Genomic DNA, 22141 nt, shown 5'->3' with positions numbered 1-22141 from the left:
TGTTTGCTCGCCTTTAAGGAGCAAACATATGAAAGGTAATAAGTATATTAAACGTGTTCGCGTTGACTCTCGTCAATTAGACAGTGGGATGATTGGAACCAAGGTATACGTCACAGAAGGGGAAGTTGTTAATGGAATTATGCCGGTTGAACGATTAGTTCGTGATGCCACATTTTCCGAAGACAATTCCGAAGCAATGGATTCAGCAGTTGAAAGACTGGTGGCGAAATATATTGCTAATGGTTTCGAAGTCTTATAAATGATTGTGCCACTTCGTGGCACTTCTTTCATTCTGCGTTGTGGGTTTCTCAATGTTATCTGCATTGCAGTAGGCATTGTGAAACCCACAATGTCAGCTAGGAGAGTATTATGAGTCATTCTACAAATTATAATTCACCGGCTAAAACCCCTATGCAGTACGCGCAAGAAACTTTTGACCTTGTCAAATCTCATGTGCAGCAGCTGGGTGGATGGCGTAATGTATTAACGTACTATCCTGAGTTTCAGGAGGCTTTAGAAAAAGCTCCACGTTCTGTCAAATGCCCGTTTACTGGTAGTGGCAAAACGAAATTCAGATTTAAAGATAGGACGCTAGAAAGTGTTCATGCCATTCATGAGGATTATCCCCATAATACTTTTATTGATGGCATTGATTTAATTGCTGAACTAAAAAGCATTAGTAAAACGCAGGCTGCAAAAAACATTCTTGAAATGCTTGGTGTTTCCAAGGATAGAAAGTTAACTGAAGCCGACCGTGTTAATATTGTTCTTTATGACAAAAAAGCTCAATCTTTTTCAGATATTGGTGAGGAAGAGAGACTTAGTCGTATAAATAAGTTAGAAGCCGTGTATAAATACACAAAATTTGTGACACCCGATTCATTGGTTGCTCGATATCTATCAGGGCGCGGTATAAAACGGATGCTCACAAAAATTCCAGCTAGTCTGGGGTTTAATGCTAGGATGAGATACTGGCCCGGTTCTAATAAGCCAGCCAGTTTTCATCCAACGATGGTTGCTATTTTTAACGATAAATTCGGTCGCAATTGCACTATCCATAAAACTCATCTTACTGATGATGGACTTAAAAAAGCTGATGTTGAAAACCCAAAGTTAATGATGAAACCGGTCTACCAGATGAATGGTGGTTCGATGCAGTTATTTAAACCAACTTACTGTGATGAAACAAAATCATGGTTTTTGGGGGTTAGTGAAGGTATTGAGAATGCGCTATCAGTAACTGAGGCGACTTCAATTCCTTGCTGGGCATCTTCAAGTTCAACATTTATGGAAATGCTGGAAATACCTGAGTATTTAATGCCACCTTCTGATTGCCAATTTATTGAATTGTCGATTTGGGCAGATAAAGATCGGGTAAATCCAAACACCGGTAATTCAGCTGGCGAGTCCGCTGCACGTGTTCTCAAGAGCCGTATGGAGCCCTTACTTGCTGAACGCTATCCTGAAGCAACAGTCCGGGTTGAGATTCATTTGCCTGAACTGGATATACCTGATGGTGCGAAAGGTGTCGATTGGAATGATGTATTAATGCTCAAGGGTCATGAAGCTTTCCCAGGCAAACTGGAAGAAAGATTTTTTGACTTGATTAAATAATTTCATAACCCATACAGGGAGAGTGCTCCCTGTGGGGCTCTCCCTTTTTTACTTTAGGAGAGCTAATTATGAACGTTTATTATGATTATGATATCGAATCGGTTTTTAACTGGGTTAAGGAACACTTCATTCTGAAGCATTCCGCTTCTCTCGTTAATAGCCCCTGGTATGACTACGACATAGAGATAGATTTGCGCTTAGTTAAGCAAGCGTTGATAAATGGTAATTTTGAATTTTTATATGTTGTTCGTGATCATGGCACAATGTTGCTTTTGCTTTCTGAGTTTCACTCCTCCAGGTCTCTAGACTGGGAAGGTAGTGAAAGCTTTGAGTACTATCATTGTAAGATGATAAGTAAACAAGGTATTAAGTTGACCAAAAAAGCAGCAGGTGAACTTTTAGATCGTGGGCCTTTACTCAACTCCTTCAGTGCCGGAAGTAAAAACTCCTATCTGAAAGAGATTTTAGAGTTTGTTAATAATAAAGGCTTTAACTTTTCCCCTGCAAAGTCACTTTTTGACTGTAAACGCATAGGAGACGAGTTAAACCTTCCCTCAATGAGTAACTTCATAGCAAGAGTTGAGAACCATATGCTCCGTATGAACTAATTACCCATTGTTGTCTATTAAAAAAAGAGCGCATATTTTATGCGCTTTTTTTTTGCCAAAAAATTTACTTGATCTTCCAGATTTAGCCCTTTAGTACAGAAAATTTGTCTTTCCTCTGTGATTTAATAGTCTCAAGGAGGAATGATGGACTACAAACACGAGTGCTATGACCTGGAAAAGTTACTTTTGGCTGATGATGAGTTTCTGCTCTACCTTTTGGGGGGGGAGAATGCAGAAGCTTTACGTAGTGACTTACAAATACGTTTTAACGCCGGTGAGCGACTTATAACTACTCAAGAATGCCCTGAATTTTCACCTGTCAAGGGCTGCCCTGGGCACGATTGCGAGACTATCGATGAGTAACCCGTTTGATCTTTCAATGTATGCATTAGTCGGCGTAATGGCTATCATAGCCGTTGCATCAACCTGGTATCCAAAAGACCGTAAAATTAACTTTTATATTTTCCTGTTGAGTATAGTCACTTTTTTGGGACTGGTTGTTTTGGGATTCCTTAACTGGTTCATTGAAGGCTCAGCTTATGGGGCTCTTGTCAGCTGCGTATGTATTATTTTCCTCTGCATGACCCGGCTCCGGTTGATTGTGTATCGCTATAACGTGAAGTCGAGTGTTAAACGAATTGTAGCTTCCGTTAAGGAAGGTAAAAGAGTGGCTTTTATTGCGCACCAAAATTTGGAGCTGAGGGAAGTCGTGGTATCAATGTTCAGCTCAATGCTTCCAGAGAAGTCGCGTGTTATACATGGGCCATTTGGTTTCGGAATGGATAATGAGATTGAATTCATTAAACAGCGAAACAGTGCGGATGAAGGGTATCTCGTTATTTTTCTTAACCAGCAAGACTCTTACTCCTGGTTAAAACTCATCGCGGGTGAATCACCTGAAAAAGCGATTGCGTACAACTTTGACTTCATCCCTGATCTGGAGAGTGAACATGAAACTAAATGAGACGTCTGGCGTATGCGATGATGTGCATCTAAATACATTTGTCATCGACCCGGCAACAGCCCGACGTTTTGAGTGCGTTAAAGAGATGGTTCGTAAGCAGGGGTTCAATAACATCACGGAGCCGGAAATCATTGATGCCATATTGTCTGAAATAACAGCTGCAGATGCAGCCGGAATTTTTATTGAGTACAAGTTAAAAGCCACCAAACCTTTGCTTTCTACAGATTAGGGCTTTACAGAGCTTTTTTTTATGTTTTCATATTCATAAATTAGAAAATGAGAACCAGTAAATTGAATATGATTTTAAAAGAAGAAATTGTTTTGGGTATCTACAGCTGGCTTCATATGACTCCGGTCAGCATGCTGGTAAGAAACATAACCAGCGATCAGGGAGGGGATTACGCGATCGTCCGCTTTACCGTCGATAGCCGGGGGGTCCAGATGGGGCCTAAGGCACAGGGCCAGCTTCTTTGTTCATTCGGGTTTAATGTAAAGGAATCCTGTGAGGCCGACCCTAAAGACGGTCCAGGCCTCATAAAGGCCGAAATGATGAACGGTGTTATGCAGCTGGTACCGGAATGCATTGAGCTCACTGACAGCCAAACCCAGGCAATCAGGAAAGAAGTGACCGTGTTTAACAGGGTTTGTGCAATGCAACTCCTGGGGGGCCATGGGAATGCAAGGTCTCTGTGGGAGAAAGAAATTCTTCCCCGGATGAAAGTGCGCAGACAACTACATTGAGGCAAGGCGATGAGCAAAGTGCATTGTATTAGTGGTATTACCTGGAAAAACTCCGATAGCGCGTCTTTCAAAGTATATGCCAGCATTGCTGCTGTATTAAGCCTTGGCCTGGTCACAGCTACCGTCAGGAACTATGAAATTCTACAACTGACTGTTCCGTATACCTGGTATGTCTTCTTCACTGCATTCTGGCTTCTGTTCCCGTCCTTCACGGTCTCTTTCCGGGAGCGGGAAGGGCGTTTGTTTACCTCGATGGGTTTTTACGGGTTAAAACTGGTCACTCTCGACCGCCCTGTCTCCGATGGGTACTGGCTGGTCACGATGGAGAAAAACCGTTACCGCCTCGTCAGAGTATGCAGGGACGGGCGACGCCAGCCTGTATGGCTGACGTTTAAGTCTTTACCAGCGTTTGTTTAACGATTACCGTCGCACGTTCAGGAATACGATACGGGAGACGATATGAATACTGATTTTGCCCATTACAACGAAGAGCAACTACGCAAACTCGGTGAGCTGCACAGTTTACTCCGTCACAGCGATATCGGCTCATCTTACCTTGCCACGCTCCCGGAGCCCCGTAGTGTTGAGGAGTTGAATCCTCCACAGGAAATCAATGTGACTCATTCGGTACCCGACGTCGACACCCTGGTGGATATTTACCGGCAGCAGCGGGTTGATAAAGTCCATGTCAGGGATGAGCATTATTCAACCAAAATCACCCGAAAATATCCCGGGTTCGTTGTGGTCAGAAACAATCATGATCAGGTGATGTCGCTGGTGGGCGAAATCAACCGGCTTCGTGACAAATTTGCTGATGCTGTAAAAGCTATCACTCATTACCAGGACTCCCGGTCAGAAATTCTGCACCAGGTTTACCCGTGGCTGGTGACTTTACAGGTGTCCCGTAATATCCGGATCGTTACTGAGCAAATTCGCTCCCTGGGGTTCACCTGGCAAATCCCTGTCATTCATAAATTTACCCGGCTGGAAACGGTTATCGACCGCTTACGCAGGGAGATAACTGAGCTCCAGCCGGATATCAGTCTGACAAAACAGGATGTTGAACGGCTGAAACAGGAACGAACCGAAGAAATCATGATGCTGTCGTTGCTCAATGATGAAGTGAGTCATGACGATGAAAATTTGAGAAAATTTCGGCTTATCCGGGAAAGTAACTTTCCTGCTGTTAACGTCAATATCCGGTACACCAGTCCTGTTGATCCAGATGATGTTCATGGGCCGTACAAACTCAACTTTCGCGCGCCTTTACCATTAATTTTGTTCAGCGAACCGGGCCGGTTTAATCCGTTAAAAAATTACGTAAAAGGTGAAAGGCATAAGCGCGGCGATTTTAATGAAAAATATCGTTCTGTCCTGCCCCGTATAGGGCTGGTGGAAGTCATCAGGGAGTCAAAATGAGCCGGATTTTAACCGGGATTTGTGAAGCTGATCCGGCCAGGAGGTTATACAAAGTGGCCGTCAGTAGGGGAAACACTTTTCTGTCTGCAAAAGAACGTTTCCGTGTACAGGTTTGTTTCAAAAATGCCATAACACATCCAGATGAAGATCGGCTGCTGGCCGAGCTGTTGACTGTTCATCACTTCCTGGCTGACACCTCTATTTTATGGCATATGGAGCAAAAAACTTATGCATGCACCACGACATGGGCCACCACGTCCACATGGCTGCCAGAGATATATCAGCGTCAGGCCAGCACGCCCAATGTGGTAAAGATTATCAAATTTATGCACGCCCGGTTTCCAGGCCTTAAAACGGTTGCAGAAACAAATGAGCAGGGTTACGAACAGGCGCTTACCAGTGTGGATTTTGAAATTCCTTACTGGCCGGTGCTGCCGAAATTCGAATCTGATATAGGAACGATACAGGTAACGATTGCCGGGATGATCCGTTACACAGAAACGATGAGCAATAAAGATTGTAAAACCCCTCTCGACTTAATGATAAAAAGTTTTAAGTCAGGGTTGATCCCGATAGAGAAAATGCCGTTGAGTAAGACTGAAAGGCTTATGCCTCTGAATATCAACACCGCTGGTAAGATATTTACACACGCAACATGGCCGAGATGTCGTTACATTTTCGTACCGGATGAGGCGGGAATAATGAAACTGGTTAACGTGGTCAAATTAAGATTAAAACCTCTGGAGGAAAAATGACTTACGCGATTTTCTTGTTAGTAACTGCTGTTTGTGCATTCGGATTAAATTATCTGACAAACAAAATCTGTTCCGGTACGGGTATGATTAACCAGAGTGGAGGCTCTAATGTACACGCCTTACGGTGTATCACATCGTTCCTTCTTCTCCTTGTCTCACTCTGGCTTCCTGTCAAACCTGCCGTGATCAATCTGGCAGTAGAGTTTGCTGCACTGGTGAATTTCATTGCATCAGTCACTCTCTATACCGTTGCAAATTTCAGGGAAAAACGGAGATTAAAAAAACAAAGAAAAGAAGAAAAAGTTGCTCAAAAAGGATAATCCATGATATCGCCTCTCATTTTCCTTCGTGAGACGCACCAGAACTGATTCAGGCACAGGGTAACGCATTTTCCGGTTTCCTGGCTGCCTTCGCAATTATTCCGAGCAGGGAGCAATGTCAGCCGTTTTTAAATATCATCCGGAGTTTTCATGAATAATAAAAGAACGATTACCACTCGAGAGCAGATTAAAATTAATGGGGAAATTCGTGAGAGAACAGCTACCCATATTGTTACCGGTGCTCATGGGTACGAAACCCTTTGCATAAGTGGTTATATTGTCGAACATAACGAGATGGGTGAGGTTATCCATAACAGCGAAAAATTAGCGGAAGATTTGTTACCTGTTACCTGCCCCACATGCAGGGTCATTTGGTATCACACCCATGAATTTACACTCGATGATTTTGACAGTCTTTCAGGAAAAGGGGATTTTGTTGTGACAGATTTGAAAGAACTGAATATCTGAAAAGTTCATAAGTGACCAGCGCTCAGAAACATGTTGCTGAGTGCTGGCGTTTCTCTCAGTAAAATCTATATGTCGTCCAGATGATTACGCATAAAGCTTACCATGGCTTTTTCACTGGCAAGATATCCACGGATATAACGGAAGACCATCTTTGGATCAGACCAGTTCCCCATCTCGGTAATCTTTTCCAGGGAGTACCCGGCCTTAAACAGCTCTATGGCTCCCCCCACACGCACACTGTGTCCTGTCCATGTCCGGTACCGCCCGGACTGTCGGTTACTGTCGCCGACTTTCCCGGCAATCCCCCAGAGGCGTGCAAATGCCTGGTTCAGTGAATTAGAGGACAGCATACCAACATCTTCCCGTGATACCTTTGATTCATTCTGTAGCTGCGTCAGTAACCCCTCACTGAATCCTGCTTTGACCAGCATCCTGTCTATGGATTTTCCCCGTGATAGCTTACTGCTGGTGGACGGGAAATATCGGTTTGTATGGATGTTTACAGGCTGAAAAAGAAAACGGTGCCCGAAGGTTTCGGTATCGGTGTATTCCACCGTCTCAATCAACCGTCTGACATGCTGACTGCATTGTGGTGAGAGCTGAAATGTCAGGTTACTTGAAAGGCTTGTCTTGGTCCGCATGACGTCCAGAAGGTAACAGGACGTGTCATTTTGCCATTTCAGGTCGCCGGTTTTAATCCTTCGAATTTCCACGTTACGCAGAAGAGTTTCAAACCCAACCCATATCATTGCAAGGTCCCGTATGTCTCTCAGGTCGTCGCTTTTATGCAGCGACCGGCGAAGAATATTGAGATCGGATATAAGAAATGGAAGGGCCTGACCGGTGACGATTTTTTTCTCATTCTCCCGCGCCCGCCATACCTGAACCAGTGCTTTTATCAGAACGTTGCGGAAGTCTGGAAAACCCAGGCTGCTGTTTACGCTTGAAAGGCATGCAATAAAATGAGAGATGGTCGCCATTTTAACGGATCCATTCAGCCCATTAATATAGCGCTCGACATCAACCGCTGTGACGGGGAAGGGGGTCAGACCGTGCCTGGCGCACCATGCAGACCAGACACTCGTGACCCTTAACTGACTTCTGGCCGTATTGTACCGGCGAAACCGCAACAGCTTGAGTGCATCCAGAGCACTCATGTCATCGGTTCGTGAGATAGCAACCAGTTTGGTTTTATCTGTCATGGGAAGATCTCATGTCTTTTCACTGATACTGTTTTTATAACCAGTATAGTAACATTGTTTTTTTTCAAATCCAGGCAGAACGTGAATTAATCAAATTGCTTCTCTTGCCTGTGCGTGGAACTTCGTTTACTGTTTTCGAAAATACCCAGTGTTCTTGAACATGCCCCGGAGCGTCGTTGTTGAAAAGCCCAAATGCGCACAGTAGCCTGAGAGAAACCTATCTCCTGAAGTTCAGAAAGTGCAGTACGACTGAAACCCTTGACCGAGTGTTCGAGCGTATCCTGGATAAATTAAATGATGAAGGTGGGGATATAAATAAGATAACCAGCCTGAACGGAGCTTATGATCACCGCAGGGCTGAGATCTACATGAAAAAAAACTATGACAAAATACCTGCTTCCGTGTGGCATCTCATCCCCGATGAGATATGAATAATGTAATTAGACGCTGTTATTCCAGGTTTGATAAAAACGGATGATGTAGAATTCCTTTACTCATTTTTAACGAGGAATATACATGCGACGTAATGCACAAAAATGGATCCCGTTTGGATTTGATACGGATTCAAATAAAATTGTTGATATCGCCAGCGTTGAAAATGGGCTTTCGTGTAACTGTATCTGCCTCATCTGTGGGACCTCCCTGATTGCCAAACAGGGTCAAAATAAAAAATGGCATTTTAGCCACAGCACAGAAGTAAAAGGGGTTTGTAGTGAGCTCACACTACAACATATAAAAAAATACATAAAGGTGAAAATACAGGAAAAAAAATACCTTGCTCTCCCTCATCTTCTGCAGGGTAAGGAGAAAGGGATAGTTAACCTCAAAAATCTCGCTGGTGGTGGGATTGTTTGTGGCCTTAATGCTGACCTCACAGGGATATGTAACGATACGACAATCGGGATATTTATTAATGATACGTCGGAGGATATCCAGCCCAATCCAGACCTGTTAGCGCAAACAGACCAGCTGGCGCTGGTGGAGATCGATGCCGTTCGGATTGAAAGTATCATCGCTCCATATCGTGAGAATGGGGAAGGCATAAAGATGATGGATGCGATAGAAAAGTTACTTTTCGTTTCTGAGGAAGCGAAAAAATGGATCTACCATCCTATGATGAAGAAGGTTAAACACCATACTCTACACCAGTACCGGCGTGAGCTGTCTACCAGTGGAAATCAGATCCTTGCTTTAATTCCTCATGAACTTCCGATAAGCATGAACGCCCTCCCATCCTCCCCGGCACAGCAGTGGCATCACCTTCGAGCCACGATTAACCTTCTTTGTCGCCTGAGCCGTTCTGATATCCCTCAAGGCAGTATTGCCTTTGAAGAACTGGTTTATTATATCCCCCGGCTTCTGGAAGCATCTGAATCTATCAATGTTGCCGCCTACGAACGATGGTATGACTTCTATATACGGAAAAAAGGAGAGGGTGTACTGAATGAGGCTGAAATTGAATTTTTGTCTTTTATAGTGAAAATCATTAACTGGAACTTGTCCATACATAACCTTCCCACCTTCGATAGCAAGCAGGCCTTTCGGGATTGGTTTTTGCTAAATGATCCTAACAAGTCGCTATAGATCAATCTGTTTCTGCCCCGGGTTAAACCTGGCCTCCTGTACCGCTGGATGTGTGCTGTTTGGTTAAAATTCTTTTGATGCCAGCCGGGCGTATATCGCGCTGCAGCAGGTCACGGCGATTTTAATGTCGACTGTAGTCGCTGGTAGTGTCAAAGCTGGCGTGTAACCGGGGTCGGTGGAGGGGAATCATTCTCAACGCTGGCGGGTAAACGGATCCGCTACCGGTGCTCATCCTCAACGCTGGCGGGCAAACAGGGCCGCTGCCGGTGCTCATCCTCAACGCTGGCGGGTAAACGTGACCGCTGACGGTGCTTATCCTCAACGCTGGCGGGTAAACGGATCCACTGACGGCGCTCATCCTCAACGCTGGCGGGTAAACGTGACCGCTGACGGTGCTTATCCTCAACGCTGGCGGGTAAACGTGACCGCTGACGGTGCTTATCCTCAACGCTGGCGGGTGAACGGATCCGCTACCGGTGCTCATCCTCAACGCTGGCGGGCAAACAGGGCCGCTGCCGGTGCTCATCCTCAACGCTGGCGGGTAAGCGGGGCCGCTGCAGGTGCTAATCATCAACGCTGGCGGGCAAACGGGGCTGCTGCAGGTGCTCATCCTCAACGCTGGCGGGCAAACGGGGCCGCTGCAGGTGCTCATCCTCAACGCTGGTGGGTAAACGGGACCGCTGTGGTGCTTATCCTCAACGCTGGCGGGTAAACGTGGCCGCTGACGGTGGCTATCCTCAACGCTGGCGGGTAAGCGGGGCCGCTGCCGGTGCTCATCCTCAACGCTGGCGGGTAAGCGGGGCCGCTGCCGGTGCTCATCCTCAACGCTGGCGGGTAAAAGGGGCCGCTGACGGTGCTCATCCTCAACGCTGGCGGGTAAACGGGGCCGCTGACGGTGGCTATCCTCAACGCTGGCGGGTAAGCGGGGCCGCTGCCGGTGCTCATCCTCAACGCTGGCGGGTAAACAGATCCGCTGCCGGTGCTCATCCTCAACGCTGGCGGGTAAACGGGACCGCTGCCGGTGCTCATCCTCAACGCTGGCGGGTAAACGGGACCGCTGCCGGTAGTCATCCTCAACGCTGGCGGGTAAGCGTGGCCGCTGTCGGTGGTCACCGTCAACGCTGGCGGGTAAACAGGGGCGATACCAGTGACCATCCTCAACGCTGGCGGGTAAGCGTGGTCGCTGCTGGTGGTCATCTTCAACGCTGGCGGGTAAACAGGGCGCTGCTGGTGTAAAGCCTCATTCCTGGAGGGTAATTACCTGGTTCGGTTTGCTGCGTTAGCTAAAAATCCGAACTCTTAAAATTACACTCTGGAGTCAGTGTGTAATGTAAATGACTGATTTTACCTAAATAACTCAGGTAACTTTTTTGTTTCGACTAAGAATGACCAGTACATAATCCCCACGATTTTTTTCTATCGTGTATTTTAAAAAACCAGCTTCATCCAGTTGCTCTAACGCTTTTTTTATCGTCGCATTCTGAGCACCTTTGTGTGAAGTCAGCTGCAACCGTTCTCTTAAGCGGTCGAATCCAATGCGATAAAAATGGTCAGGTAATTCAACTAGATAAAGATACAGTGCCTGGGCTGATTCTTTTCGAGACAGGGTCTTCAATATTTTTAAGTAAAGTCGGGTCTTCCCGTCGACACGATACAGAGTATTCAAATCCGGATTTGGCCTGATAATGACCTCATCGGTTCCCTCATCATAGTAAGAAGTAGACACCAGGCTCATGTCGATCTTTACTTTTTTCCCTTCTACTGTTGAGTTTTTGATGAACTGGAAATGGGTGTGCTGGATCCGTGTCAGTGAGTCGCTAAAACGTTTCCTTAACCTTGAATCAACTCGTTTTGTAGCAAGCCCACAACTGAAAGCAAAATCAATAAAATTGACCCTAACAGTCCCATCAGGCTCAAGAAATGTGTTGGCGAGTGTGTCCACGATCCCTAGCCAGACTTTGAAATCCGTATCCATATCAAGCCTGGGCCCAAAAATACTAATCTTTTCGTACCCCTCTCCAGCGATAGAAGAAAGACGACACAACTCAGTCGTTGCATCGATGACATGACCTCGTGCCATAGGGTCGCTGCCATCCTTGACTGTCGGAACAAAGACCCCCAATCGCAGTAGCGATTTAGGTTGAATACTCTGTTTTGAGTTAGGAACCAAATGTATAACTTCACCAGAACTTTTATCTTGCTCAGTGATGATTAGCGCTAACTGATTGTTATCATTGGCCATTTTATAAAATCCCGGATGTGGATATTTTTACCAGATTACCCGCTGGCGTTGATAAAATCTACCCTCTGGCGATGATAATTGCCCCGTTAGCGTTGATGGTATACCCTCTGGCGATGATGGTTCACCCGCCAGCAATGATAGAATACCCGCCAGCGTTGACAGAGATGGCCTGAGAGCCCCGTAGTTCAAGGCCTCACTAAAACGTTATTCTTTTATTAGTCTTTTTTGTCCTTTTCTTAGCTTTAGTTAAGCTTCTGTTATTATTCTAAGCTGTGGATAAACATCATCATCAATAGTCAACAATCCCGGCAAGACAGAATCACCAGACAGCAAGGGAGAAAACTTACCAGAAGCCGGTCAGACACTGTTTGAAACAGGCCGAAGCACCACCTGTAACCAACCCATTCTTTCTCCATACGACGCTGCAACTGTTTCGGTTCGATCTTTGTTCACTCCTCTGCCCGGCATGCAGTATGCAGTGACAAACTGAATTCGTCTGGCTCGACAATAAATTCACCAGCACACTGTTGGCTGACATTATCATGCTGCCATTTGCCGAAACTGAATCACCCGAGCGTCAAGGTTCTCGACTGAGCAGATAATTCAGAGGAGGGGAGACAGGTATCGTTTGATACTCTTCAGGCAGGCACAATTTTCCGGAATGCCCGGATTAATATGTGGTAATTATGATTTTCGGGCATCAAATGTAACGACAGAGTTACCTGACTGACAGGTATTCACCTGACGGCCAAAGGCATCAACAATAACCGCATCCGTCGTCTCCGACACAGTCAAAACAGACGGAAAGGTGAGGACTGACATCCTTCCATACCGTGTCTACTGGATGCTCTGCCATGGTCCGTGAACGGGATGCACCAGTGTCGATACCAGGAATGTCTACTGTAGGCGACAATGCTCTAAATTTTGCATCGAGCGTTATTCTGGCTGCGTTGTGTCTACTGTATGCGATACCCTCTGCTCCGTGATTAAAACTCAAACAACATTATCAGGACATACCGAGGTTCCTGTCTTTTGTGTCGACTACAGTAGACCAGCGGGAAAAGAGGGGGAGGGGTAACCTGTATACCAGAACGCAAAAGCTATAATTCAAAAGAGACGGCCACCTGCACTGAATCAGATCGGTTTCCTGATTTTTGTTTAACCTGATACCTAATGCTAATGTATGCGTACATTAGCTTTGGCTGAGGACAAGATTCGTGAGAGCTGAAACGAAAGAAGCTATGCGGATGTTTTTGGGGGGACGTTGCTACACGGCTAAACAACTCGAGAAGGACTATCTCTCTGAAGTGGCAGGTTACAGCGACGACCGCTGGGAAGCGCCGCAAAGAGCTGCCCGGCTGGCGGCAGCGGTAAAACGCTACAAAACCTCAGAGATGCTGCGTTTTATTTTTGCCACCATCGCGTATGATCCCGACCCGGATCTGACCCCGCTTGCCGTGAGGCGGCTGTGTCAGGCCTTGTTCGGCAGAACCGGTAGCCAGTGGCTTATAGTGGAAATTTTCGGGGTGAAGGGACGGCAGCACCGCAGCGATGACAGCACTCCGGAGGCCGTTGAAAAAATGGCAACCAGATATCGTCACGCCGCAGGGCTGCACTGGGCGGCAACTCTGGCGGAAATTGAGCGGGTAAAGCGCAACTATCAGACCCAGGTTAAGGCATCCAGGAAGGGAGAAGGGTAAATAACATAAATTTAATGCTAATGTACGCATACATTAGCATTAAGATAAAATGGCTATACCACCAGTTTTTGTATCCAGATGGCTTACTGACATGTTTCCCTGCACGGTAATTCAGGTCTGAATGCGACAGGGGCCTACAGCACAGAACGGGATTGAGAACTGGAATGCGCTGGTCTGTTTTGCACCAGCGCTACGGGGTTTTTTATACCACACACAGGTTTCAGCTGGTGGGCATCACGGCAGCTACCTGAGCTTACTGTAGTGTTTTTGCCCAGCCCGATACTGTTTTATTGCAGCCTGTTGGCAGGCTACAGAGTCAGCCGGGGCGATGTCTGGATTTTCTTTCAGTGCGTCAATTGTGGCCTGCACCATGCCCTTGTCCAAACCCCATGTGGGGGAGGAGGGATTATTGGCTTCTAAAGGGACTTTCAGTTCCAGTACATCTCGTTTAGCACACGTTTTATTTGCCTGGTAAGTAAGGTCTGGGTCTGCAAGGATTTTAGCGGATACACCAAAACTCGCCAAAACCAGACACAGGGTGATACTTGTCGTTCGCATGTTTTATCCTTATTAATCGTCACTGATAATCAGAGTGGTCTGGGATGCTTCTTTCTCCACGCCATCCACATTCTGTGTTCTGTCCTGATGTTTCCTTCAGAAGTTACTTTATTGTGCTTCGTGGTCGGTGGAGAGGCTAAAACGCTTTCAAGCGTTTCACCAGCATCGAATCGCGCGTACAGCTTGTAATCGGCGGCATTCGTGTTTGTCGGCTCACATTTGCCATGGCTCATTTTTATCATCCTTTGCGATAAGAACTTAACTCTGCCAGGTACCAGCTGCTGGCGCCATAAACGAATTTTTACTCCCGGTGGTAAAGCACCTCAGGCATCGTCATCCCGGAGTTCCAGGTTTTAATACGTAGTGAAGGTCTTGCTCAATACTCGCCGGACGGAATTATTCATCATCACCGGCAGGGGCTGCAGTGCTGGTATGCACTTTATAGCAGTCCACCCGGCGGGACAATTCATGAAAGCTGGTGGGATCGGACTATCACACTCAAAACGTAAGACAACATGCCTTATAGTCCTGCAAAGCCTCCGCTCCTGAGTGCCACGCTCTGCGTGGGTCGCGACTGTGCACATTTTCGGCATATTCTTTTTTTCTTTTTTTTTATTTTTTCTCTTTTTTTCGTCCGCGCGGGGGCGGTGGGCCTGGCACGTTGAAGGTCAGGACCCTCAAGGGTATGTTGTCTTACGCATGCTCTTTTGCTGCCTGCAGCACTTGCCGGCGATCAGAATCAGGAGAATGGCCATCGCCAGTTTTCCCTCATTTATGGCATACAGTAGACATCAATCCGGTTTAAGGTACCGGTTCTGACTGGACTATTTCCCCTGGGGCTGCTGTTCGTTACAGCTCTGAGCTGATACCGTGGATACGCGGCTTGTTCTTACGCTTGTCACCGAAAGTGGGGAACGGGCCTTACGGGCGAACGCTTTAACAGAATTAACACCAACTTTGTTATGGAGATAATAAATGAACATCGAAGCGAAGCAGTTTCTTACCTGCAGCGGCAGAAGAGTACTGACAAATGAGGGCAGACAGGGTATGGGTGGAGTTGCTGGTGTAGGCTCTTCAACCGAGAAAATGCTGGGCTACGTCGCTGAAGCTGTTTTTGAAAACTGCGGCCAACTGGATAACCAACAACTCGATGACATTATCAGCTGGATACAACTTTATAAGTCCTGAATGATGCATGAGTGTACAATGCAGCTCGTGTTTCTAACCGACGAAGCGTGACAGAGTTGAATTGTATATAAATCTGCTACACATGGGGTATCTATGAAACCTGACGTTCGTGAAGCTCCGATTAGTATCCGAGCCAAAAAATCACAGCGTGACCTGATCGACATGGCCGCAAGCCTGGTCTCAAAATCACTGACTGATTTTATGCTTGAGGTCGCCTGCAGGGAAGCACAGGACATTCTGCTTGATCAACGCCTGTTTCTCCTCAATCACAACCAGTTTAAGGCGTTTATAGAGGAGCTTGACGCCCCAATAACGCCGGAGCGCAAGACGCGAATCGATAACCTGATGAACCGCAAATCACAATGGGAATGAGAGCGCCTGAATCCCTGACGGCTGAACATAACATCGCTGATGTTCTGTTGCCAGGTGCCTGCCCTTAATAAGTGGTTAAAGACAAAGGCTCTCAGAAACCACAGTACCGGCATTTCCCGTGTCTATGCCGTTTGCGCAGAAAACACGAACCGGATCATCGGTTATTATTGTTTATCTTCGGGTAGCTTCCGCCATAAGACAGTGCCTGGGACATACCGACGCAACGCACCTGATGTCATTCCGATCATTGTCCTGGGACGGCTTGCCATCGACCACTCCTGCTCCTGTGCTTATCCTCCCGGGTAGATCGGGCTTTTATGAAAACAGTGACATGTATAGGGAAGAGGGATGCCGGAAAGCGGGTTGGACGTCCTTCAGTACTGAATGAAGAACAGAAACTACGGTGATTGCACAGATTAAGCGGGAGTCGTTTTTCAACAAAATGCCTGCAGGTCAGGGGAGAATTCATCGCAGGGATGTTATGGTAGATTGCTTGCCAGTTTGAAAGTAGCCTTACCAAACATTCAGGGAAAGGAGAGTCATCGGTATGACAATTTTAGTGACGCTACAGGCTCAGCTCATTGTGGGAGAAGAGCAGGTGATAAAAAGCCTGGCACCGGAGGGGATGCTGGCGGCCGTATTTGAAGACGACGGCCGGACCGGGTATTTCTATGCGCTCGATGAGTCCCTTGAAGGAAACCCGATTCTTGATGCAGTGCATATCTACAATGTCGAGGATATATCAGACGCCCACATTCCTTCAGACGTTAAAATCGGCTGGTCTGAAGACAGTCAGAAGTGCGTGCTCCTTATCAACGGATATCCGCATGCAGTGTTCGATTTCGTGGGGAAAAATGGGTACTGCAGAAGTGGATACCCACCCCCGATTAACAAGGTTTGGTCTGTGTCCGGACATGAATGGAGCGATTCGGTGGATGACTTTTTCCGGTGAGTTACGGTGGGCTTAACGCCTGCCGCTTTTCTTTATCCAAAGTGAAAATGTCGCCCTGAAGAGACCGGACGATTTCATGGACTTTCAAATGATAAACCAGGTATCCAAATGCCCGCTTCTCTTTCATGCCTTAAATGACGAAGTCGTGGCGTTTTACACAAAGTTTGGATTCGAGACCTCTGCAGTCAATGCACTGACATTATTGTTCCCGGTCAAAGTATGAAAACTGCTCGGCGCTGATGGAAGGCTCGTCCGGGGCAGGATAGCAGGTGATGTTACTCATACTTCCCTGGGACTGGTTCCCCCATATAGGTGTGGGTACAGCAACGGCAAGTTACCTTAACGTCCTTTCCCGTAATCGAAGGGTTTACCTGTTGTAAGATTCCATTTCCATCAACAAACAGGCCCGGATAAAAGCTGCTGTCACCGATACGTACCAAATCTCTTTTCTGATGCTCATGCAGCGCGACCAACCAGAAAACAGGCTCTGTTGTATCAAGACGACCACATACTTCGCTGAATACCTTATCCCACGGTTGGCCAATCTGTTTGACGAGAAAGTAAAACAATGGGGTATAGTCACGGCCTCTCTTTTGCCTGCCATGCATTGTCTCGCGCTTTGCCAGCAGCTCGTCTTCGGCTTTTTTACGATTTCGCCCCCAGCGATACTCCCCCCCCGGATTAATTGAATAATGCCGCGTAGTTGTATTGTCACTGCGATATAGTTTACGTGACTTGTTCAGTTTATGAGTACGCATAGCCTGGTCTTCTATATGCTTCTTTCTTATGTGAGCAAGAGCACTCACCGGATCCGGGTTCAGTAGCCTGTGATGGCTAAAATTAAGGTCATGTTTAAAGGTGATTGTCTCATTCTGCAGAGGTATCTTTCGCCAGACAACCACCAAAATTCCGTTTCTGGCCCAGAGTGGCCTGTCAGGTGAAGTTGAGCTCTGCGCTGCAACAATGTCAGGTCAGGGTTAATGTAAAGCTAAATTTCATACCAACAAAGACATCCATTACCCCACAAATACTCCTGGAATAAGCCCCGCTCGTACAGCAGGGCTTATCTGATTTACATACCAAAACGCCTGATAACGTTTTACCTCACTCCACCTTTTGCTGGTGATGAATATCAGTTAATTCACCACGAGTTGTACCACTACCAGCCGTCCACCATCCTCTGAAGAAAGGATGAACTGGGTGTTGTCCTCCAGCAGCAACTTTTCACCAATGCCGACCGTTTTCCGATCGGGAAGTGATATGAGCCCGCTAAGCCCCTCGTTAACCAGCCACCACTGGTCATTATGGAAGACGAAATAACCAACCCTTTTCTTCTGCTCATCGGTGGTTCGTTCGTTAGGAGCAATCAGTCGGTTGACGTGCCATGCATATAATGACTGACCGCTCCACACCATAAGCCGGTGATCATCTGGCCTGAAAGTGCCAGCTTTTCTCGACGAATACAGATTCAGGATGGGGAGTTTGCCTTTGTAGGGTGTACCGCAATAGGGACAAACGGGTTTGGTCTTGCCATTGAAAACGTACCATTTCTGGTCACAATCATTGTTCTGGCATGGCTGGATGAGATCAACGGTTTTTACCAGGGCGCTCTCCCATTCATCGGCTGTCGGGCGCTTCGACGGATCATGCAACCCGTCAATAAAAGCCCGGTCGAAGAGAGGTTTCAGGTAGGGCCCCATAATGGTGTACGGGATTTTCTGAGGATCTGCCCACGGGAGCGAAAACGATGAGACCTGATTAACTTTAACTGCATTGCTTCTGTCAGTCGGGTGTTCGATAAAAAGTGCCCGCTCTCCCATGGAAAGCGCCTCATCCCTGACCTCATCATCGATATCGTGAATTTTTCCTCCCCGTAACGGGTGCCGGAAAAGAAGATACATGTAAATGAGTACCGAAAGTGCATGCCGGTCGGTAGCGATACTCGGCAATACGCGGCGGGGATCGTCTTTGGGGAGATGGCTTGTCTTCACCACTTCCGGGGCAATAAAATCAGGTGTACCAACCACGTCTGGAGGATATTTTCCCGGAACCACCAGCCCATCAACATCAATAATGCATGCGTGGCCTAGTTCCGGATCTATCAGCACATTTTTATAACTCAGGTCACTATGACACAGGCCCGCAGCATGCATTCGTCTGACTGCACGCGTTAGAAGGATGCAGACCTTCAGATAGTTAAGCGTATTGCCACGTTCACGCGGATCCAGAAATTTATTCTGATTGTTCGCGCTGGCAAACCATTTCCCTTCCTTTTCTCGTCCTTTGATCCCGAGGAAATCATTGTTTTTGGAACCATATCGGAAGAAGAAATGCTGCTGGTAAGCAGGTACAACAATACCCACCTTATCAGCGTGCTCAACCACATCAGTGGGCCAGCAGAAGAGACCTTTCCAGTAATCTCCACCCGTCTGCTCAAAAATATTCTGCCGGTACCTCCCGGTGATCATGTTGATACGTTCCCGGGCCTGTTCATTCTGAGGTTTATGGTAGAAGGCTACGACATATGATTTATCCGGAGAAAAATAAACGTCTTTCATTGAGCCAGAGCCGATGACTTCATCGACATACTGAATGGTTTTCCCATCCTTAGTTTTGCATGTAATTATATTTGCCATGAATAGCCACCTGCTATCACATTAATTTCACCAGAGCACAATGATTGTGCGATCATCGTGATTTCCCGGAGAGAAAAAGTTAAGCCACTCCACCAGTTGTGCCGAGGCATGTTCAGGGTCTGTGAGTAGGGGAGAGAGCTCGGCCATCAGCCTGTCCCATTTTTGTGGATTCTGAAGCCCGTTATCCGTCTCAAACCAGGGATCGGAAACACCATCAGTCATCAGAACCAGATGCGATATGTCGTTCCACTTACCGATACTGATACGTTTACTGAATCCGGCATCACTGACGGCATCGGCATCCAGAAACCGCGTCTGACCTGCATACTCTCCGCTATCCGGTGTCCCAAGCACTCTGACTTTGCCAGCAGGTCCATATGCAGCTATCGCACCGTCACCTAACCAGAAAGACGCGGCAAACAGATCGGCACCGTCGCGAAAAGTGACGGTCGCGAGTAAAGTTGTTGAGAATGACTTTACTTTATCTTCAGCCAAAATTGCGGCACTGCTGATATTGTTTACGGCCAGTACCGCTGCCTGTCTGAAGTGGTGGTTCATAAACTCCCATACTGCTCGCTGATCTTCACTGTTCCAGCGAAGGACCCTGTTTTTGATCTCAAGCCCTTTTTCAGTCTTGAACTGGTTGAAGAGATAGTTACCAACGGTTTCAGAAACGATACGGGAACCTTCCCGGGAATATTTAGCGCTCCCCGCGCCATCAGCTACCAGTAATACACTCCATCCGGATACATCACTGAAGTTGAGGTAATAATCGTCGTCACGAAAAGAGCCTACATGTTCATGGGAGCGTCCACGACGGCTTGCTCCGGCAATATGAATACCTGACCGACAGACACTCTGGTGGTCGATACTCTTCTTGTAGAATGGTGCATCAGAAGGCGGGTCAATCACTTTCCAGAGACTTTTCGGATCAGGGTTCACGACAAAAAGTAACTTTTTTTCATTATCACGATGTGAGCTGCATGACCATTTCACAGTCAGTTCAAAGTCTCCGCTCTGCCCTGGTGTCCCCTGGAGGCGTCGCTCATTGATATCAAATATCAGCCCTATGTCCTGAGAGAAGTTAACCTCCGTGATCTCTGCCTCAACACCTGTATCGGTCGCTATTTCCAGTCGAACATCGTAGGGTTCACCTGCCCGTGCATTTGGCAGCATGATAAACACCTCCGGCACTTTTCCGGGGGCAGGGGATGTTTTATTCTCCACTCTCTGAGGTACTTCCCCGGGCCGTAAAGCACTGACTGCGGTGTCAGCTGAAAGGTTGTCAGAAACAACCGGGCTGGTTTTATTCACGTCTTCTGGTTGCGCCGTGACGGAAGCCTCAGTCTGTAAGACACCGGTTGCATCAGGAACTTCTTCAGTGTGTCCCTGAACGCCTTCTGACACTGTATCATCCACCATTTCACTATGCGCTTCCTGCTTATCATTTCCCTGAAGTGCAGTAGCGGCATGGACGGGTTCAATCTCAGGTCGATCAGCTTCGCTTTCACCAGAGTTTTGAGGTGGGAGGATATTGTCAGAAAAGGGCTGGGTTAGACGTTCTGAAACTGTTTGAGTGTTCTCCGCCGGTATGGCTTCGCTTGCACAGTGTTGAATGACCGTTTCTCTCAGCTGCCGCACAGCAAGGGCAACATCAGGTATGTTACCAAGACAGTATACTTTATCAGCATCAGTCGGTTCCCCTGATGCCTCCAGAATGAGAGCAATAATTTTATGTTCAGGTGTAATGAACTCGCTCATTAGCCGCGTCCTCTGCTAACGTTAAAATCTGAATTTCCACCCTCGCTCTGAAAGGACAAACCTTTCCCACACCATGGGCAGTTCACATCATCAGGCCCATCAATACAGAGAAGTTTTCCGCAGGTACACATCGCAAAAGCACTACTGTTTCCGCAGTGTGGGCACCCTGGTACGCCATGGAGTTCACTGGTGTTTATCTGCGCCCCGGCTACGGACATATCCGTCCATGAGAAGTAATCTTCATCCACAGGATAACAACCAGCAATGTTGAAGCTGTTAAGGTTTAGATCGAAAGCGAGGCCCGATACCCTGGCTGGCGGACGCTCATACTTAATCAGATAGGGTCGACGGGTTTTACTGCAACGCCCGGTTAATACCACACAGTTTTCATCGTATGCACGGGCTGTGTCATCTTTGGCAAGCTTGACGATATAGTCAGTTTGTTTCAGGGGCGGCTGAGAATCCTCGCCAACACTACGACTGTGAGCTGTGACTGAAGCTGTGATCCACTGGATAAACCGCGAAAAATCGCCTTCCTGATTTTCGGTAAACGATAAGACGTTTTCAGTCAGTTGCCTGAGTACACTGAGATCAACTGATGGTCCGATCCCCACAGCAATCATATTCACTTTTTTTGCGTAAAATTCGTTCCAGCGCTTAACCTCAGCTGAAATGTCATCTGTCGGTCGGCCGTCAGTAAGTAAGTAGACAACTGGCTTCCAGTCACCTTTTTCTTCCAGCGTCGTTTTTCGGACCTGAGAATCTATTTGTGTTGTCAGTTCCCGTAAGGCAGTCGCGAGGTTAGTTCCTCCACCAACAGGAAGGCGAGGGGGATAAAAAGACACAATGTCATGTAACGGGACAATCGTTCTGGCAATACCGGCAAAGGCAATTACTGACACCCAGACAGTCTCCAGAGCATGAGGGTCCTTACGCAGATCGCTCACAATCTTCTGCAAGCCATCATTCATCCTTTTCAGGTTTTCACCAATCATGGACTCAGAACAGTCCAGAACAAAAAAAACGGGAAGTCGTCTCACAGGAAACTCCCTCATAG

26 protein-coding genes are annotated in these 22141 nt (G+C 47.1%); 18 read left to right on the top strand and 8 right to left on the bottom strand.

From position 1 onward, the window contains the following. Positions 1–28: 28 nt before the first annotated feature. From LGL98_RS25850 to LGL98_RS25795, 12 genes are all read left to right on the top strand, one after another. A complete protein-coding gene (locus tag LGL98_RS25850) occupies positions 29–259 on the top strand; it encodes a hypothetical protein (protein WP_004181768.1) in 231 nt (76 codons plus the stop codon). Between the two features lie 110 nt (positions 260–369). Beyond that, entirely contained in the window at positions 370–1614 is a 1245-nt protein-coding gene (locus LGL98_RS25845; protein ID WP_060612065.1) for a DUF7146 domain-containing protein, read from the top strand. 68 nt (positions 1615–1682) lie between these two features. Next, the gene (locus LGL98_RS25840) at positions 1683–2222 is read left to right on the top strand and encodes a hypothetical protein (protein ID WP_004181766.1); all 540 of its coding nucleotides are present in this window, start codon (positions 1683–1685) and stop codon (positions 2220–2222) included. 141 nt (positions 2223–2363) lie between these two features. Continuing rightward, positions 2364–2585, top strand: a complete 222-nt coding sequence (locus LGL98_RS25835) for a hypothetical protein (RefSeq protein ID WP_223175070.1) — start codon at positions 2364–2366, stop codon at positions 2583–2585. After that, a complete protein-coding gene (locus tag LGL98_RS25830) occupies positions 2578–3186 on the top strand; it encodes a hypothetical protein (protein WP_060612062.1) in 609 nt (202 codons plus the stop codon). The genes LGL98_RS25835 and LGL98_RS25830 overlap by 8 nt, the downstream gene beginning before the upstream one ends. Further along, positions 3173–3415, top strand: a complete 243-nt coding sequence (locus LGL98_RS25825) for a hypothetical protein (RefSeq protein ID WP_004026547.1) — start codon at positions 3173–3175, stop codon at positions 3413–3415. The genes LGL98_RS25830 and LGL98_RS25825 overlap by 14 nt, the downstream gene beginning before the upstream one ends. Before the next feature lie 47 nt (positions 3416–3462). Beyond that, on the top strand, positions 3463–3927 hold the full coding sequence (locus LGL98_RS25820) for a hypothetical protein (protein ID WP_004181762.1): 465 nt from the start codon (positions 3463–3465) through the stop codon (positions 3925–3927). A gap of 9 nt (positions 3928–3936) precedes the next feature. Then, positions 3937–4344 (top strand): hypothetical protein, encoded by a 408-nt coding sequence (locus LGL98_RS25815; protein ID WP_060612059.1) that lies wholly within the window; start codon positions 3937–3939, stop codon positions 4342–4344. A gap of 42 nt (positions 4345–4386) precedes the next feature. Next, complete coding sequence (locus tag LGL98_RS25810) at positions 4387–5346, top strand: DNA replication terminus site-binding protein (RefSeq protein WP_060612056.1); 960 nt, start codon at positions 4387–4389, stop codon at positions 5344–5346. Then, a complete protein-coding gene (locus LGL98_RS25805) occupies positions 5343–6101 on the top strand; it encodes a hypothetical protein (RefSeq protein WP_042934801.1) in 759 nt (252 codons plus the stop codon). Before LGL98_RS25810 ends, LGL98_RS25805 begins: the two co-directional genes overlap by 4 nt. Beyond that, entirely contained in the window at positions 6098–6421 is a 324-nt protein-coding gene (locus LGL98_RS25800; protein ID WP_226651937.1) for a hypothetical protein, read from the top strand. Before LGL98_RS25805 ends, LGL98_RS25800 begins: the two co-directional genes overlap by 4 nt. A gap of 150 nt (positions 6422–6571) precedes the next feature. Continuing rightward, the gene (locus LGL98_RS25795; protein ID WP_004026552.1) at positions 6572–6889 is read left to right on the top strand and encodes a hypothetical protein; all 318 of its coding nucleotides are present in this window, start codon (positions 6572–6574) and stop codon (positions 6887–6889) included. A 65-nt stretch (positions 6890–6954) separates the two neighbouring features. Here LGL98_RS25795 and LGL98_RS25790 read toward each other — a convergent pair whose 3' ends face one another. Beyond that, positions 6955–8091 (bottom strand): tyrosine-type recombinase/integrase, encoded by a 1137-nt coding sequence (locus tag LGL98_RS25790; RefSeq protein ID WP_014386529.1) that lies wholly within the window; start codon positions 8089–8091, stop codon positions 6955–6957. A gap of 176 nt (positions 8092–8267) precedes the next feature. On the opposite strand from LGL98_RS25790, the gene LGL98_RS25785 reads away from it, so the two are divergent. Beyond that, entirely contained in the window at positions 8268–8522 is a 255-nt protein-coding gene (locus tag LGL98_RS25785) for an Hha/YmoA family nucleoid-associated regulatory protein (protein WP_016946352.1), read from the top strand. 85 nt (positions 8523–8607) lie between these two features. Further along, positions 8608–9675 (top strand): hypothetical protein, encoded by a 1068-nt coding sequence (locus LGL98_RS25780; protein ID WP_004197570.1) that lies wholly within the window; start codon positions 8608–8610, stop codon positions 9673–9675. Positions 9676–10329: 654 nt separating this feature from the next. Here the strand turns inward: LGL98_RS25780 and LGL98_RS25775 are convergent. Together LGL98_RS25775 and LGL98_RS25770 are read right to left on the bottom strand one after the other, a co-directional pair. Continuing rightward, complete coding sequence (locus LGL98_RS25775; protein WP_158649448.1) at positions 10330–10872, bottom strand: hypothetical protein; 543 nt, start codon at positions 10870–10872, stop codon at positions 10330–10332. Positions 10873–11032: 160 nt separating this feature from the next. Continuing rightward, positions 11033–11917 (bottom strand): RepB family plasmid replication initiator protein, encoded by an 885-nt coding sequence (locus tag LGL98_RS25770; protein WP_004186900.1) that lies wholly within the window; start codon positions 11915–11917, stop codon positions 11033–11035. Positions 11918–13134: 1217 nt separating this feature from the next. On the opposite strand from LGL98_RS25770, the gene LGL98_RS25765 reads away from it, so the two are divergent. Next, complete coding sequence (locus tag LGL98_RS25765; protein WP_004210306.1) at positions 13135–13617, top strand: hypothetical protein; 483 nt, start codon at positions 13135–13137, stop codon at positions 13615–13617. Positions 13618–13860: 243 nt separating this feature from the next. Here the strand turns inward: LGL98_RS25765 and LGL98_RS25760 are convergent, their stop codons facing one another. Further along, the gene (locus LGL98_RS25760) at positions 13861–14175 is read right to left on the bottom strand and encodes a hypothetical protein (RefSeq protein WP_023288299.1); all 315 of its coding nucleotides are present in this window, start codon (positions 14173–14175) and stop codon (positions 13861–13863) included. Between the two features lie 975 nt (positions 14176–15150). Between LGL98_RS25760 and LGL98_RS25755 the strand changes: the two genes are divergently transcribed. The 3 genes from LGL98_RS25755 (at position 15151) to LGL98_RS25745 (ending at position 16687) form a co-directional block, all read left to right on the top strand. Continuing rightward, complete coding sequence (locus LGL98_RS25755; protein ID WP_226651936.1) at positions 15151–15363, top strand: hypothetical protein; 213 nt, start codon at positions 15151–15153, stop codon at positions 15361–15363. Between the two features lie 93 nt (positions 15364–15456). Continuing rightward, a complete protein-coding gene (locus tag LGL98_RS25750) occupies positions 15457–15735 on the top strand; it encodes a type II toxin-antitoxin system TacA family antitoxin (RefSeq protein ID WP_049007085.1) in 279 nt (92 codons plus the stop codon). 547 nt (positions 15736–16282) lie between these two features. Next, on the top strand, positions 16283–16687 hold the full coding sequence (locus tag LGL98_RS25745) for a DUF2251 domain-containing protein (RefSeq protein ID WP_038992151.1): 405 nt from the start codon (positions 16283–16285) through the stop codon (positions 16685–16687). Positions 16688–16962: 275 nt separating this feature from the next. Here the strand turns inward: LGL98_RS25745 and LGL98_RS25740 are convergent, their stop codons facing one another. The 4 genes from LGL98_RS25740 to LGL98_RS25725 form a co-directional block, all read right to left on the bottom strand. Then, positions 16963–17445 (bottom strand): hypothetical protein, encoded by a 483-nt coding sequence (locus LGL98_RS25740; protein WP_004196929.1) that lies wholly within the window; start codon positions 17443–17445, stop codon positions 16963–16965. A 378-nt stretch (positions 17446–17823) separates the two neighbouring features. Next, positions 17824–19323 carry a helix-hairpin-helix domain-containing protein gene (locus LGL98_RS25735; protein ID WP_004196935.1) on the bottom strand — a complete coding sequence of 500 codons (1500 nt, stop codon included), beginning with the start codon at positions 19321–19323 and terminating at the stop codon, positions 17824–17826. Positions 19324–19350: 27 nt separating this feature from the next. Then, complete coding sequence (locus tag LGL98_RS25730) at positions 19351–21084, bottom strand: PP2C family serine/threonine-protein phosphatase (RefSeq protein ID WP_226651935.1); 1734 nt, start codon at positions 21082–21084, stop codon at positions 19351–19353. Continuing rightward, positions 21084–22124 (bottom strand): TerY-C metal binding domain-containing protein, encoded by a 1041-nt coding sequence (locus tag LGL98_RS25725; protein WP_004026583.1) that lies wholly within the window; start codon positions 22122–22124, stop codon positions 21084–21086. Before LGL98_RS25725 ends, LGL98_RS25730 begins: the two co-directional genes overlap by 1 nt. Positions 22125–22141 lie beyond the last annotated feature (17 nt).

This window comes from Klebsiella africana, assembly GCF_020526085.1.
Classification (GTDB): domain Bacteria; phylum Pseudomonadota; class Gammaproteobacteria; order Enterobacterales; family Enterobacteriaceae; genus Klebsiella; species Klebsiella africana.
This window is presented reverse-complemented; position numbering and strand designations above follow the sequence as displayed.